The organism is Kribbella sp. NBC_00889 (genome assembly GCF_045207705.1).
Lineage (GTDB): Bacteria > Actinomycetota > Actinomycetes > Propionibacteriales > Kribbellaceae > Kribbella.
The window spans coordinates 1,312,554-1,326,991 of record NZ_CP108783.1 but is presented as its reverse complement, the minus strand read 5'-3'; the positions used below and the strand labels follow the sequence as shown (position 1 = coordinate 1,326,991).

Genomic DNA, 14,438 nt, shown 5'->3' with positions numbered 1-14,438 from the left:
GCGGCGAGTACGTCCCGCGGCGAAACACTCCATGCACGTCATGCTACGTGACCCGACCGCAGCGTCGTCGCTGCGCGCTGGTGCCGAGAGCGCCTCGGCCCGCGGCTCAGGACGAAGAGGGTTGCGAGGAGCGGGAGGGTGACGAGGTACGCCGTACGAAGGTCGAGGACGCGAGCCAGTACGGCGAGGAGAGCCGGGGCGATCAGGATGGCGATGCCGGAGGCGAGGGCTCCGACGGCCGCGAGGCGGGCGGGGCTGAGGCCTGGTGTCGCGACCAGGGCGGCGAGGGTGACCGGGTAGAGCGGCGCTATGCCGAAGCCGGCCACTCCCAGTCCGAGCGCCACTGCCGCGGGCGAGTCGAGCAGACTGACGAGCAACGTGCCGGCGATCGCCAGGAGTCCACTGGGTACGACGGGGGACCATGCGCGCCAGTGGATTGGACCGATTGCCCGGCCGACCGCCATGCCGATCGGGAAGGCACTCCCCAGCAGGGCAGCTGTTGCCGTCGGCAACCCGGTGGAGACCAGGCGGGCCACCGCCCAGACCACGAAGCAGAACTCGACCGCGACGGCCAGCACGATCCGCAGCCAGCCGCGACCGACCTCCAGAACCACCGCCCTCCCCAGCCTGCGAGGCACGAGGCCCTTGAGACCACGTCCGGTCCGCCGCTCGAACCACCGCTTGCCGAGACCCACTGCCGGAGCCGAGTCGATGAGTACGGGTACGGGCGCCTCCCTGACCGGAGGCGATGGTGAGGCCGTGCGCCAGGTGAGAACGGCCAGGAGGAGCAGGGGTGGGACGGCGGCCAGGATGGCGAGGCGGCCAGTGGGGCCTAGTGAGTCGAGGGCGCCAATGGCGAGCGGGGCGAGGATGCCGGCGCCGCTGGCGACCGCATTGACCCGGCTGAGACGGGCAGCCGCTGTGGGACCGTTCAGCATCAGTGGGGCGACCAGGACGAGCAGTGCGCCGCCCAGCCCGATACACAGTCCGCCGGCGACCGCCACGGCGTACACCGGGGCCAGTGCGAGGAGCACTATGCCGGCGGAGCAGACAACCGACCCCAGCGCGAGGACGGTGCTGATCGGCCAGGTGCGGAGCAGTCGTGGACCGACCAGCGCGACGATCAGGAGGCCGATCGCGAAACCCGACGACAGCAGAGCCAACCGACTGGTTGGTTCGTCCAGATCGCGCGCCAGGATCGCGATGCAGGCTCCCAGTCCGGCCAGCACGAACCCCATCGACGAGAGCCCGATTCCGATCTGGACCTCATCACGGCGGATCCGCACTCCGGACATCTCGGGGATCTCGGCACTCATTCGACGTGTGCGGTGAACAAGGCGACGAGGCGGTGCAGGTCGGGCAGTTCGATGTCGGCGGTCGTCCCCTTCAGGCCGGCCGTGACCGCACCGGCCGCGTGGCCGGCGGCCAGCCCGACCTCGGTGTCCTCGACCACCAGACACTGCTCAGCAGGTACGCCGACCAGCTCGGCGGCCCGCAGATACCCCTCCGGATCCGGCTTGCCGCGGCTGACGTCGTCGACGGTGACCAGGATCGACGGAGAGATCCCGGTAGCTCCGAGGCGGACCTTCGCCAGCCGGGTGGACGCACTCGTGAAGACGGCCCACGGCAGACCGAGCCGCTCCAGCACCTCGATCAACTCATGCGCACCAGGTGCAGGCACGACGTCGGTAAGGTCCTCGCACTCGAGATCCAGCAGCCGCGCCGCGGCCGCGGACACCTCCGCCGGCGCGAGATCGGGCCGCAGCCGCGCGATCGTCGCCTCGGACGGACTGCCGTGAGCGATCGCCAGCGCGTCGGCCGGCCGTACGCCGTACTCCTCCGCCCAGAGCGTCCAGGTCCGGTCGACGGCACCGTCGGAGTCGACCAGGGTGCCGTCCATGTCGAACAGCACCGCGCGGATGTCGGGAAGCCCCATCACCCCTCCAATTAAACTCGTCCCACGAGCATAAGGTAGAAGGATGCTATGACTCCAGTGCGCCGGGGACAGTGGCAGACGGCTTCCGACGTACTGGTGCGGATGAGCCGTCAGCCTGGGATCACGCGTGCCGCGGTGGCGCGCGAGCTGCGGCTGAGCACGAGTTCGGCGACTGAGGTGACCGCTCGGCTACGCGACGTACGGCTGCTGACCGAGGCGCCGGCGCCCAGTCAGGGGCGGGGACGGCCGACGACAGTACTGCGGGCGCACCCTCAAGGGCCTGTGGCGCTCGCACTGGACCTGAGGCAGGGCAGTTGGCGCAGTGCTGTGGTCTCGCTCGACGGGTCGTTCCTGGAGCAGCAGTCCAGGCGGCACCGAAGCCGACGTTCCCAGGTCGTGCTCAGCAACCTGCAGAAGGAGGTAGAGCGGGCACACCGGCAGTACGGCGCTCGGTTGCGGGTCGTCAGCCTGGCGGCGCCGGGCACGATCCGGGACAACCGTTTGATGCAGGCGCCGACGCTGGACTGGGCCGAGCTTGACCTCGAGACCGTCACAGCTCGGACCGGCATACCTCTACTCGCCGGCAACGACGCGACCCTGAGCGGTGTGGCCGAAGCGCGCACGGGTGCTGCCGCGGGAGCCGGTACGGCGTTGCACCTCATCGTCGAGGTGGGTCTCGGCGGCACTCTGATCATCGACGGCGTACCAGCGCAGGGAGCGTCGGGCGCCGGCGGTGAGTACGGGCATGTCCCGTTCGGGGATCGCACTCGGTCGTGCCCATGCGGTGCGCGCGGCTGCTGGGACCTGGACATCGACGGGCGCGCACTGGCCAGGCATCTCAAGGAGACCGCACCGGACGATCCGTACGCCTATGCCGAGGCTGTGCTCCGCCGCACGGACCGTGCAGCGGCCCGGGCAGTCGCCAAGGTGGTTACGGCATTGGGCACCGGCATCGCCGGTCTGGTCAACGCACACGACCCCGACGTGGTCACGCTGGGCGGTCTGGCCATCCCACTCCGCACTGCCGCCGAGACGTCGTTCGAGCAGGCCTACCTAGCCGGTCTGATGACCTTCCACCGCAGCTCTCCCCCACCGGTCCTTTCTGCCACACACCAACCAGACGGCCCGCTCCGCGGTGCGGCAGCTCTGGCACTCGACCACCTCACCAGCGAGCCCTCCATAGCGACTTGGGCCGCTAGTCAGTAGTGGTCTCCTCCACTGCGGGAGGTGGCTCGGGCTTGGCCTTGGAGACGATCGGGGGTTCCACCTCCGCGAGGATGGTGATGAGGTCGAGCCGGTGGTGCTGGATCTCGTGGGCGGTGTGGCGGATGATCCAGCCGAGCGTGCGCGGCGCACGCACCGGGTAGTTGTAGAGGCCGAGCTTGCCGAGCTGCGGCGGGGTCAGCACCCGTGCGGCGGCACCGAACTCGCGGGCGAACCGCACCAGCGCGGCCGCCACCTCCATCGGGTCCTGGAGCTCGTACTTGAGCTGCTTCACCCGACCGGTCCGGTCCATCGGCGCGTACACCGGCCGGTCCTCCGCCAGGCATTGCGCGATCCGGTGCCGCTGCGTCTCGAGTACGTCGCGCACGTGGCAGGCGTACTCGATCGCCGACCACACGTCAGGCTCCGGCCGCAGCCGTACGACGTTCGGATCCGGACCGGCCGCGGCCTTGGTCAGAGCCATGCTGCAGTCCGCCGCCTGCCGGATGAGCAGGGTCACCGTGCCCTGCAGGTCACCCGTGTCGTAGTTGAAGCCGCACTGCTCGCAGTACCCGTCCACCGGGGGCTGCTGCTTCGTCAACTGCCACTCCCTCGAAATCTCCACGCGTGATCGACCGGACCGATTCCACCACCGAGCGCGAACCCGGCCGAGATCGCCCCGGTCACGTACTCCTTCGCAGCACCGACCGCACTCGGTACGTCGTACCCGCGCGCCAGGTACGACGCGATGGCGCTGGCCAAGGTGCATCCGGTGCCGTGGGTGTGCCGGTTGTCCGCCCGGACCGCGCTGTAGGACCGTCGTACCCCTGGACCGTGCAGCACGTCCACTGCCGCAGTACCGACGTCGTGGCCGCCCTTCACCAGGACCCACGTGGCTCCGGCGTCCATGAGCAGCTTCGCGGCGAGCTCACGGTCCTCGATGGTCTCCAACTCAATTCCGGCGACCGGTCCGAGCTCGGTCAGGTTCGGCGTCAGGACGGTTGCCAGCGGCACGATCTCGGTCCGTACGGCGTCCATCGCGTCGGCGGCCAGCAGCGCATCACCGTGCTTGGACACCGAGACCGGGTCGACCACCACCGGCACGGACGGCGGCAGCGTCCGTAGCAGGGACGCCACCACGCCGGCCATCCGCGCAGACGCCAGCATGCCGGTCTTCACCGCATCCACACCGATGTCGTCCACGACACTGTGGAACTGGGCGCGGACCTGCTCCTCCGGCAGCTCCCACGCACCCTGCACGCCGAGACTGTTCTGCGCCGTGATCGCGGTCAGCACGCTCATGCCATGAACCCCGTTGGCCAGCATGGACTTGAGGTCGGCCTGGATTCCCGCTCCGCCGCCGGAGTCCGAACCGGCGATCGTGAGCACCCTGGGCAATCGACTCATCTCAGCTCCTGAAGTGGGCGTGACCGGACTCCTCGGCGTACGCCGCGCCGTCGACGGTGACCGTCCCGGCCGGACGTTCCTCGTTGCCCTCAGCAACCGAACCGATGACGGTCCAGCCCTCGGGTACGTCCGCGGGCTCGAAGGTGCCGACCAGTGCGTGGTCCTCACCACCGGTCAGCACGAACTTCAGCGCGTCGACACCTGTCGCGGCCGCCACCGCCTGCAGCGGCTCCGGCACGGCCAGCGCGTGCGAGTGTACGTCGATGACCACCTGACTCCGGGTCGCGATGTGGCCGAGATCCGCGAGCAGTCCGTCGCTGACGTCACACAGGGACGACGCACCGGCCAGCGCGGCCCGCGGACCTTCGACGTACGGCGGCTGCGGGCGGCGGTGCGCTTCCACGACAGACCGGGGCGAGCGGAAGCCGCGGGTCAGGACCGTGTAGCCGGCCTCGGCCCAGCCCAGCCGGCCGATGTACGCGACCTCGTCACCTGGGCGCGCACCGGAGCGCAGCACCGGTGCGCGGCCGTCGAGCGACCCGAAGGCCGTCACCGAAACGACGATCTTGTCCGACTGCACGGTGTCGCCGCCGACGATGTGCACATCGACCAGTTCGCACTCGTCCGCCAGGCCCTGGTTGAGCTCCAGCGCCCAAGCCGTCGCCAGGTCGGCCGGTGCGCCGAAGCCGACCACCATGGAGGTCGGCCGCGCGCCCATCGCCACCACATCGGCCAGGTTCTGCGCGGCGGCCTTGCGGCCCACGTCGTACGCCGACGACCAGTCCCGGCGGAAGTGGCGGCCCTCCACCAGCAGGTCCGTCGTGATCACCATCCGCCCGTCCGGCACCGCCACCACGGCCGCGTCGTCACCAGGCCCGACCAGGACGTCCTCACTTGTGGACAGCCCCTTGGTGACGGCCTCGATCAGGCCGAACTCACCCGTGCTCCCCAACGTCTCTGTCACGTCAACAGACCTCCCATATCGCCAGTGGGAGTCTAGGCGGTACCGTGACCGGGCAACGAAGAGTACGCCCGGCCGCCGCCCAGTACCGCGGCCGGAGCCAGCTGAGGACGACTGAGTGGAGAACGACGTGGTGGTCCAGGCCTACATCCTGATCCAGACCGAGGTCGGCCGGGCGGCCGACGTCGCCGCACAGATCGCCGAGGTCCAGGGTGTCACCCTGGCCGAGGACGTCACCGGTCCGTACGACGTGATCGTCCGCGCGGAAGCCCGCAACGTCGACGAACTGGGCAAGCTGGTCGTTGCCCGGGTCCAGAACGTGCCCGGCATCACCCGCACCCTGACCTGTCCCGTCGTTCACATCTGAGCTGGTTGCCCGAGGTCCCGCCGTCCTTCAGCATGCCCAAAGTCCTGTTCGCCGCACTCGGTCTGGCCGGTCTGGTCGTTCTGGCCGCGTGCAGTCCGGGAGCCGTGCCCGTCGCCGTACCGTCTCCCGCGCCCGAGGTCGCTGCGGTCTGTGAGCCGCTGGTGGCGGCGCTGCCCGACCAGGTGCTGGACGCCGACCGCCGCAAGACCGAGCCGCCCAGCCCGCTGACCACCGCGTACGGCGATCCGCCGATCGAGATCACCTGCGGAGTCGCACCGCCGGCGGGGATGGCCGAGGCGCAGTCGCAGTGCTTCGAGGTGAACGGCGTCGGCTGGTTCGCCAAGGAGGCCGGCAACGGGGTCATCTTCACGACCATCGGCCGCGAGGTCTATGTCGAGGTCGCGGTCCCGGCGAAGTACGACCCCGAGGCGAACGCGCTGACCGACGTCGCCGACGCTGTCCACAGGTTCGACAAAGTCATCACTCCCTGTACCTGACGACGGCATACTCCCTGTCGAGAAGGAAATTCGTCCGCACTCGGTGTCCGGTTCGGTCCGGCGGGGGCGACGTATCGGCTGAGAGGCACCCGCGGTGGGTGCCCGGACGACGGGAGACTCCGATGAAGTACATGATCCTGACCTACGCGTCGCAGGAGGACTACGACGGGATGTCCGGCAAGGACACGGGCAAGCCGGCCTGGACGGGCGAGGACTTCGCCGCGATGGGGGCGTTCATGGAGAAGTTCAACGCGGACCTGGCCGAGTCCGGTGAGCTGGTCGAGACCCGCGCGCTGGCCGCGCCTGTGCTCACCCGGCGGCTCGGCTCGAAGGACGGAGCCTCGGTGGTGACGGACGGTCCGTACGCCGAGACCCAGGAGGTGCTCGCCGGGTACTGGATCGTCGAGTGCGAGTCCTTCGACCGCGCGACCGAGATCGCCTCCAGGCTCGCCGACACACCGGCGCCCGAGTTCGTTCGCGCGACCGCGTACGCCGACATCCGGCCCGTGGTCGAGGGCCGAGACGAAATGCTGGACTGATCGTCATGTCCGCAGCTCTCGAGGACCTGCTGCGCGAGCTGGCGCCGCAGGTGCTCGGGGCGCTCGTCCGGCGGTACGGGCACTTCGACACCGCGGAGGACGCGGTGCAGGAGGCACTGCTCGCGGCGGCGCAGCAGTGGCCGGAGGACGGCGTACCGGACAGTCCGCGCGGGTGGCTGATCACGGTGGCCTCGCGCCGGCTGACGGATCTGCTCCGCCGGGAGCAGGCTCGGCAGCGGCGCGAGGACCGGATGGCGCAGTGGGCGGCCAGTCCGAGCGAACCGATCGCGGACACCGACGACACGCTGATCCTGTTGTTCATGTGCTGCCACCCGTCGCTGTCGCCGGCGTCGCAGATCGCGTTGACGTTGCGGGCGGTCGGCGGTCTGACCACCGCGGAGATCGCCCGGGCGTTCCTGGTGCCGGAGGCAACGATGACGCGGCGGATCAGCCGGGCGAAGGCGAGCGTGAGCGACAGCGGTGCGCGGTTCGCCCTGCCGGCGGATCGGGACGAGCGGCTCGGCGCGGTGCTGAAGGTCGTGTACCTGATCTTCAACGAGGGCTACGCGAGTACGACGGGGCCGAGTCTGCAGCGGGTCGAGTTGTCGGCGGAGGGGATCCGGCTGGGACGGATGCTGCACCGGTTGCTGCCGGACGACAGCGAGGTGACGGGGTTGCTCGCGCTGATGCTGCTGACGGATGCGCGTCGGCCGGCGCGGACCGGTCCGCTGGGTGAGTTGGTCCCGATGGACGAGCAGGATCGGTCGCTGTGGATCCGGGAGTTGATCGAGGAAGGAGTGGGGTTGATCACCGTGGCGCTGCCGCGAGGTCCGGTGGGTCCGTATCAGCTGCAGGCGGCGATCGCCGCCGTACATGACGAGGCCGCATCGGCGGACGAGACCGACTGGCAGCAGATCCTTGCGCTGTACGAGGTCTTGCTCCAGCTGACCGACAACCCGATGGTCGCGCTCAACCACGTCGTCGCGGTCGCGATGGCGCGCGGACCGGACGAAGGTCTCAAGCAACTGAGCACCATCGAAGACGACGACCGCATCGCCAACGACCATCGCCTGGCAGCCGTCCGCGCGCATCTACTGGAAATGTCCGGCGACACCACAGCGGCCCGAGCCGCCTACGAGGATGCAGCAAGCAAAACCACCAGCGTCCCCCAACAGCGCTACCTCCACACCCGAGCCAACCGCCTGTGACAGCGGTGTGCGCCGACTGCCACCCGCCTACGACCGCGGCGCCGACCGACCGCCAACCGGCTGTGGGGCCGACCGCCACCGACTATGACTCCGGTGAGGAATCGACCGCCACGCTATGGCTGCGGTGTGGGGGTGATCACCTGGTAGCGGATGTGGGTTGCTAGTGGGGTGTCTACTACCCGGATGATCTGCAGCTCGATCTCGGTTGGGAGGATGTCGAACAGGCGGTGGCCTCGGCCGAGCAGGACCGGGACCTGGTGGACCTGGATCTCGTCCAGGACGCCGGCCTCCAGCGCGCTCTGACCCGCGTACCCACCACGGACCTGGACATCGCGCTCGCCGGCGGCTGCCTTGGCCTGCTTCATCGCGCTCACGATGCCGTCCGGCACGTACGTCACCAGCGGATACCCCCACCGCGCGGCGGGGCCGGGCGGCCGGTGACTCGGCACGAAAATCGGCCTTCCGTTGTGATCGCCACCCCAGTGATCCATCAGCTCGGCCGTACGACGCCCCGCGAGGACCGCCCCACAGCCGCTCCACTCGTCGAAGAACTCCGACTCGGGCCCAGGCGGCCGCTTCGCTTCGGCGTCCTCGGCGAACCAGTTGTGCAGCCGATGCCCGTCGGCTCCACCGAGGTAGTCGTCGAGATCCGCGATGTACCCGTCAACGGACACCGACATGTCGAGCACCGACTTGGACATGACCTGCTCCCCCCTGGCCCGGCGTGGGGTCGACCCACTTCCGCGACCGTAGGCCGACCGCCTTTCAGACCACTTTCAGCGTCTGAAAGGCGGGAAAGGCCGTCAGCGGAGGCCGGTGGGGCGGGTCAGGGCCAGGGTGAGGAGGCGGTTGACCAGGGTCGGGTAGTCGATGCCGGATTCGGCCCACAAGCGGGGGAACATGCTCGTAGGGGTGAAGCCGGGCATCGTGTTGATCTCGTTGATGACCACCCGGCCGTCAGCATCGAGGAAGAAGTCGACACGGGCCAGGCCCTCGGCCTCGATCGCGTCGAACGCCGTCAGAGCCTTCGCGCGGATGTCCGCGGCGACGTCGGCCGGGAGGTCGGCCGGCACCGAGAGCGCGAGGTACTCCTCACCCTCCGGCAGGTACTTCGTCTCGAAGTCGTAGAAGTCGTGGCCGCCACCGGAGACCGCGACCTCGCCGCACACGCTGACCTCGGCGGGCGCACCGTCCAGGCCGCCCAGGACGCCGACCTCGATCTCGCGCGGGTCGTTCGCCGACGCCTCGACGATCACCTTCGGGTCGTGGGCCCGGGCCTCGACGATCGCGTCGTCGAGCTCACCGCGGCTGTTCACCTTGCTGATGCCCAGGCTCGACCCGCCGCGGGCCGGCTTGACGAACACCGGGTAGCCGAGCTCGTCCACCGCCTTGCGGCAGGCCTCCGCGTCGCGCCTCCAGTCACGGTCGCGGATCACGACGTACGGCCCGACCTCGAGGCCGGCCGCCTGGAAGACGACCTTCATGTAGTGCTTGTCCATGCCGACCGCGCTGGACAGGACGCCGGAGCCGACGTACCGGATGTCGGACATCTCGAGGAGGCCCTGGATGGTGCCGTCCTCGCCCCACGGTCCGTGCAGGAGTGGGAACACCACGTCGACCTCGCCGAGCGTGCTCGGTACCGTCCCCGGTTCGCTCACCACGAGCTCGCGGTTCGCGCCGAACAGCACCGGCATCGCGGTGACGTCGACCTCCGGGAGCTTGCCGTCGGTGATCGACAGCCGCTCCGGATCACCGCTTTCCAGCACCCAGTGACCGCTGGTACTGATGCCGACCGGGACCACGTCGTAGACGTCGCGGTCGATCGCCTGCAGGACGTTGGCCGCGGTCACACAGGAGATGGCGTGCTCGCTCGACCGTCCGCCGAAGACCACGGCGACGCGGGGCTTGCGTTGTTCCCTCGAGTACTCACTCACCGGCTCGACTGTAGCGGCCCGGCGATCAGGTTCCGATCTGGGTTCGGTTAAGAGCTGTTCAGATTTCGGACGGTAGCGGAGTGTCCCAGGTGACCGGGAGCGCGGTCACGCCGTACACCAAGGTGTTGTCCTTGAACTCGAGTTCCTCGAACGGTACGGCGAGTCGCAGCGTCGGGATCCGCCGGTACAGACGGGTGAACACCTCCTGCAGTTCCACCCTGGCCAACTGTTGCCCAAGACACTGGTGTGGACCGAAACCGAACGCCACGTGACCGGATGCCTTGCGGTCAGATCGAGCCGATCGGGGTCCGGGAAGGCGCGCTCGTCGCGGTTGGCCGACGACAGCGCCGCGATCAGGAACCCACCCGCCTCGATCGTCTGCGGGCCGGCCGGAAGGTCGTCAACCTCCGGCCGAAGCGTGGCGGCTCGCCCAGGGTGCCTCGCTCGCGGGGTCGAACGGGCATCCGGACGGGCGGTTGACGGGGAACGTGTCGGTCATCGGCACCCTTTCGGCGGATTCTGGTAGTGACTACCATATGACTGAGACAGCCGACCGCGAACCATTACTGGCGAGTCGGCCAACCGGTACTCTGCCCGCGGAGGTGGAGATGGGACTGCGCGAACTCAAGCGGGAGCGGACCCGCCGGCTGATCGCGGACAAGGCGTTCGAGCTGTTCACCGACCACGGCTTCGGCCGGACCACGGTCGAACAGATCGCCGCCGCCGCGGAGGTTGGTCCGAGCACGCTGTACCGGTACTTCCCGACCAAGGAGACGCTCGTCCTCGAGTTCGTCGAGGACTGCCTGATGGACGCCGTCGGCTGGTTCCGCGGGCAGCCGGTGGTCATCGCCCTGCCCGACGGCCTGCAGTCGGTGATCGAGCGGGTGCTGGAGCGGCTGGAGAGCAACCCGGACCGGGTGCGTGCGGTGTTCGACCTGGCCGGTCAGACCGCGTCGGTCAGCGCCCACCTGAACGAGTTGATCTGGCGGTTCCGCAACGACCTCACCGACGAACTGGTCCGCCGACTCTCCGGTCCGGCCCGCCAACGGGTCGAGTCCGGCCAGGAGGCTCCGAACCCGCAGCAGGTCGAGTTCACGGCCGCGTTGTCGGCCGGGATCGCGATGAACATTATCGAGACGGTGGTACGGATCTGGGTCGAGAACCCGGACGACACCGAGGTCAAGGTGCTGGCCCGCCGCGCGATGAGTCTGCTCCGCGGCGGCGGCATCCCCCTGCCGGCGGCCGGTCCGCGACTGCCCGGCCCTCTCCCGTCATCCCCCGCCCGGAGCGCGGCGGACCGTGGACGGAACAATTCCCCGTATGGCCTCTGATCTCGATCCCTCCACCGTCGTCGTCCACGCCGGCCGCCCCGAGCGGGTACCGAACGCGCCGGTCGGCGACTCGCCGGTGTTCAGCTCGACGTACGTCGCGGGCGGCGACCGCGGCTACGGACGATTCGGCAACGACGCGTGGACCGCACTCGAGGAGACCCTCGGCGCGCTCGAAGGCGGTCGTGGACTGACCTTCGCCTCCGGGATGGCAGCGGTCGCCGCGGTCTGCGATCTCGTCCCCGTCGGTGGCCGGATCGTCGCACCACAGCACGCGTACTCCGGTGTGCTCGCGCTCCTCGACCAGCACGCGGCATCCGGCCGCCTGCGCGTGGACAAGGTGAACATCGCGGACACCGACGCCGTGATCCAAGCGGTCGCAGGCGCCGACATGCTGTGGATCGAGTCACCGACCAACCCGGCCATGGAGGTCGCGGACATCCCCGCGCTCGCAGCCGCTGGTCACGACGCCGGCGCAACCGTTGTCGTCGACAACACGTTTGCGACCCCGCTGCTGCAGCAGCCGCTCAAGCTCGGTGCTGACGTCGTGATGCACTCGGCAACCAAGTTCATCGCCGGCCACTCCGACGTCATCCTCGGCGCCGTCATCACCGCCGACGAGGAGCTGTGGGCCGCGATCGAGCTCCGCCGCCGCGGCAGCGGCGCGATCCCTGGCCCGATGGAGGCCTGGCTGGGCCTACGCGGCCTGCGGACCCTTGCACTGCGGCTCGAGCGTGCCCAGTCCAATGCCGCGTTCCTGGCCGAGCGTCTCCTTCAGCACCCACGCGTGAGCCGCGTGCGGTACCCGGGCCTACCGGATGACCCCGGCCACGCCCGCGCCGCCGCGCAGATGTCCGGCTTCGGCGCGATCCTGTCCATCGAACTCGGCGGCGATGGTGAGTACGCCCAGCGGGTCTGTGAGAGCACCGAACTGTGGGTTCACGCGACCAGCCTCGGCGGTGTCGAGTCGATGCTCGAGCGCCGTCGCCGCTGGGCGATGGAGGTCGAGACGATCCCGGTGGACCTGATCCGGCTGGCCGTCGGGATCGAGCATCGCGACGACCTCTGGGCCGACCTGGAGCACGCGCTCAAGACCGCGATTTGAGCACCGGCCCGCCGAGGAACGTCAGCACGCAGAGCACCAGCGGCAGGATGAACGCGATGTTCAGCGGCATCCAGTGCGCGAGCCCACCGATCAGCGCCGGGCCCGCGAGCAGACCGACGTACCCGAGTCCGACGACACGTGCCATCAGGGCGCCGGCGGCGCGGGGGTCGAGGTTGCCGGCGGCGGTGAAGAGTTGCGGTACGCCGCCGGCCAGGCCGAGGCCGAACAACGCCCAGCCGACGAGCGCGACGGGCACCCACGGTACGACGATCACGATGGTCAGGCCGACCGCGGCCATCGCGGCACCCCACCTCACGATCGCCGCCGGTCCGACCACCGCGGCGACCCGGTCGGTGAGGAACCGGCCGACGGTCATCGCCACCGCGAAGGCGCCGTACGCGTAGGCCGCCGTACTGACCGACGTACCGAGGATGTCGCGGAAGTGCAGCGCGGCCCAGTCGTTGGCCACACCCTCCGCGAGCATGAGGCCGAACGCGAGCCCGCCGAGCGCCCAGACCAGCTTGCCGGGCGGTTTTGCGCGCTCCTGCGCCGGCTCGTCGGCCTCGTCAGTGGTTGCCTCGATCAAGAACCGGCTGGCGGCGAGGGCGATGACGATGCACAGCGCGCCCGCCAGGCCGAGGGTGACCTCGGTCGGTACGCCGGCACGCAGCGTGGCGGCACCGATCAGCGCTGCGATGGCGCCGCCGATCGACCACATCGCGTGGAAGGCGGCCATGATCGGGCGCGGGTAGCCGCGTTCCACCACGACCGCCTGGGCGTTCATCCCGACGTCGATCGAGCCGTTGCCGAAGCCGATGAGAATCAGCGTCAGGCCCAGCGTCCACCAGTTCGTCGCCAGGCCGGGACCGGCGAGGGCGATGCCGAGCAGTACGCCGGCCGCGGGCACCAGCCGTCGCTGGCCGAGGCGGTCCACCAGCGGACCGGCCACCTGCATGCCGGTGAAGGCCGCGCCGCCGAGGACCAGCAGCAGAAGCCCGAGCGTGCTGTGCGAGATGCCGGTGGCGTGCTCGATGTTGGGGATGTGCACGACCCACATACCGACGGCGAACCCGTTCAGGCCGAAGTACAGCCAGGTGGCGACGCGGGCGGCTCTTGGCGGTGCGGTCTGCGAACGCAGAGCGGTGGCGGTCAAGAAGCGTCCTCCAAAGCGGCAACCTCGACCAGTACGCCGCGTTGGGCCAGCAGCGTGCGCTGGTCCTCGGGCGCGGTCGGGTCGGTGATGATCAGGTCTGGGTAGTCGGCCGGACAGACGTAGGCCAAGGCGGCGCGATCCCACTTCGCACCGTCGGCCAGCACCATCGACCGAGCGGCGACGGCCATCGCCTCCTGCTTGACCTCGGCGTCGCCCAGATCGAACGCAGTCAGTCCGGCGTCGAGGCTGAACGCGCAGGGGCTCAACACGGCCAGGTCGAAGCGCAACGCCCGCAGCGACGCGAGCGTCAGCGGACCAACCAGAGCAAGCTCGCCTCGACGCGCCTCTCCCCCGGGCATCAGCAGCCTGATCCGTGGCGCGTCCGCCAACTGGTGCGCGACGTGGAGCGAGAGCGGCATGACGGTCACCGCGCGATCGTGCAGAAGCTTGGCCACCTCGAGCGCCGTCGTACCGCTGTCGAGCACGATCGTCTCGCCATCGTGGATGTGCTCGACCGCGACGCGCGCGATCGCACGCTTGGCGGCGACGGCGGCCTGCGCCCGCAGCGAGTACGGCGGCTCGACACCCGAGCCCATGGCCGGGACGGCACCACCGTGGACGCGCTTGAGAACGCCCTGGGCGGCCAGGAAGTCGAGGTCGCGGCGGATCGTCATGTCCGACGACTCGGTGGCCTCGACCAGTTCCTGGACGGACACTCGGTCAACGCCCCGAAGTCGTTCTACGATCACTTGATGCCGTTCTGCACTCCTCACGCGCAGAAATCTACCATCCGTCTGATC

Annotated in this window: 17 protein-coding genes; 7 read left to right on the top strand and 10 right to left on the bottom strand. The window is 69.6% G+C overall.

The window, feature by feature from the left end; translation table 11 throughout:
• Positions 1-38 precede the first annotated feature (38 nt).
• On the bottom strand, positions 39-1,316 hold the full coding sequence (locus tag OG817_RS06480; RefSeq protein ID WP_406052796.1) for an MFS transporter: 1,278 nt from the start codon (positions 1,314-1,316) through the stop codon (positions 39-41).
• The gene (locus OG817_RS06475) at positions 1,313-1,936 is read right to left on the bottom strand and encodes an HAD-IA family hydrolase (protein WP_406052795.1); all 624 of its coding nucleotides are present in this window, start codon (positions 1,934-1,936) and stop codon (positions 1,313-1,315) included. The genes OG817_RS06480 and OG817_RS06475 overlap by 4 nt, the downstream gene beginning before the upstream one ends.
• Before the next feature lie 48 nt (positions 1,937-1,984).
• On the opposite strand from OG817_RS06475, the gene OG817_RS06470 reads away from it, so the two are divergent.
• Complete coding sequence (locus OG817_RS06470; protein WP_406052794.1) at positions 1,985-3,142, top strand: ROK family protein; 1,158 nt, start codon at positions 1,985-1,987, stop codon at positions 3,140-3,142.
• On the opposite strand, the gene OG817_RS06465 is transcribed toward OG817_RS06470, so the two are convergent.
• The 3 genes from OG817_RS06465 to OG817_RS06455 are packed head-to-tail and all read right to left on the bottom strand — an operon-like array spanning position 3,132 to position 5,510.
• Positions 3,132-3,740 (bottom strand): DinB family protein, encoded by a 609-nt coding sequence (locus OG817_RS06465; RefSeq protein ID WP_396394031.1) that lies wholly within the window; start codon positions 3,738-3,740, stop codon positions 3,132-3,134. The two genes, OG817_RS06470 and OG817_RS06465, sit on opposite strands and share 11 nt — an antisense overlap.
• A complete protein-coding gene (gene thiD / locus OG817_RS06460; RefSeq protein WP_406052793.1) occupies positions 3,737-4,546 on the bottom strand; it encodes a bifunctional hydroxymethylpyrimidine kinase/phosphomethylpyrimidine kinase in 810 nt (269 codons plus the stop codon). The genes OG817_RS06465 and thiD overlap by 4 nt, the downstream gene beginning before the upstream one ends.
• A gap of 1 nt (position 4,547) precedes the next feature.
• Positions 4,548-5,510 carry a thiamine-phosphate kinase gene (locus tag OG817_RS06455; RefSeq protein WP_396394029.1) on the bottom strand — a complete coding sequence of 321 codons (963 nt, stop codon included), beginning with the start codon at positions 5,508-5,510 and terminating at the stop codon, positions 4,548-4,550.
• Positions 5,511-5,640: 130 nt separating this feature from the next.
• Here OG817_RS06455 and OG817_RS06450 point away from each other — a divergent pair, with 130 nt between their 5' ends.
• The 4 genes from OG817_RS06450 to OG817_RS06435 all read left to right on the top strand — a co-directional run bounded on the left by OG817_RS06450 (position 5,641) and on the right by OG817_RS06435 (position 8,118).
• Complete coding sequence (locus OG817_RS06450; protein ID WP_198682133.1) at positions 5,641-5,874, top strand: Lrp/AsnC family transcriptional regulator; 234 nt, start codon at positions 5,641-5,643, stop codon at positions 5,872-5,874.
• Positions 5,875-5,906: 32 nt separating this feature from the next.
• Positions 5,907-6,371, top strand: coding sequence for a DUF3515 domain-containing protein (locus tag OG817_RS06445; RefSeq protein ID WP_406052792.1), 465 nt, complete (start codon positions 5,907-5,909; stop codon positions 6,369-6,371).
• Between the two features lie 122 nt (positions 6,372-6,493).
• Positions 6,494-6,910, top strand: a complete 417-nt coding sequence (locus OG817_RS06440) for a YciI family protein (RefSeq protein ID WP_360451958.1) — start codon at positions 6,494-6,496, stop codon at positions 6,908-6,910.
• Between the two features lie 5 nt (positions 6,911-6,915).
• Positions 6,916-8,118, top strand: a complete 1,203-nt coding sequence (locus OG817_RS06435; protein WP_406052790.1) for an RNA polymerase sigma factor — start codon at positions 6,916-6,918, stop codon at positions 8,116-8,118.
• Positions 8,119-8,231: 113 nt separating this feature from the next.
• On the opposite strand, the gene OG817_RS06430 is transcribed toward OG817_RS06435, so the two are convergent.
• From OG817_RS06430 to OG817_RS06420, 3 genes are all read right to left on the bottom strand, one after another.
• Positions 8,232-8,819, bottom strand: a complete 588-nt coding sequence (locus tag OG817_RS06430) for a dihydrofolate reductase family protein (protein ID WP_406052789.1) — start codon at positions 8,817-8,819, stop codon at positions 8,232-8,234.
• Positions 8,820-8,921: 102 nt separating this feature from the next.
• Positions 8,922-10,052, bottom strand: coding sequence for a D-alanine--D-alanine ligase family protein (locus OG817_RS06425; RefSeq protein ID WP_406052787.1), 1,131 nt, complete (start codon positions 10,050-10,052; stop codon positions 8,922-8,924).
• Positions 10,053-10,110: 58 nt separating this feature from the next.
• Positions 10,111-10,269 carry a hypothetical protein gene (locus OG817_RS06420; protein WP_406057673.1) on the bottom strand — a complete coding sequence of 53 codons (159 nt, stop codon included), beginning with the start codon at positions 10,267-10,269 and terminating at the stop codon, positions 10,111-10,113.
• 319 nt (positions 10,270-10,588) lie between these two features.
• On the opposite strand from OG817_RS06420, the gene OG817_RS06415 reads away from it, so the two are divergent.
• Positions 10,589-11,383 (top strand): TetR/AcrR family transcriptional regulator, encoded by a 795-nt coding sequence (locus OG817_RS06415; RefSeq protein WP_406052785.1) that lies wholly within the window; start codon positions 10,589-10,591, stop codon positions 11,381-11,383.
• On the top strand, positions 11,373-12,485 hold the full coding sequence (locus OG817_RS06410; RefSeq protein ID WP_406052784.1) for a trans-sulfuration enzyme family protein: 1,113 nt from the start codon (positions 11,373-11,375) through the stop codon (positions 12,483-12,485). Before OG817_RS06415 ends, OG817_RS06410 begins: the two co-directional genes overlap by 11 nt.
• On the opposite strand, the gene OG817_RS06405 is transcribed toward OG817_RS06410, so the two are convergent.
• Positions 12,469-13,638, bottom strand: coding sequence for an MFS transporter (locus tag OG817_RS06405; protein ID WP_406052783.1), 1,170 nt, complete (start codon positions 13,636-13,638; stop codon positions 12,469-12,471). The two genes, OG817_RS06410 and OG817_RS06405, sit on opposite strands and share 17 nt — an antisense overlap.
• A complete protein-coding gene (locus OG817_RS06400; RefSeq protein ID WP_406052782.1) occupies positions 13,635-14,387 on the bottom strand; it encodes a DeoR/GlpR family DNA-binding transcription regulator in 753 nt (250 codons plus the stop codon). The genes OG817_RS06405 and OG817_RS06400 overlap by 4 nt, the downstream gene beginning before the upstream one ends.
• Positions 14,388-14,438 lie beyond the last annotated feature (51 nt).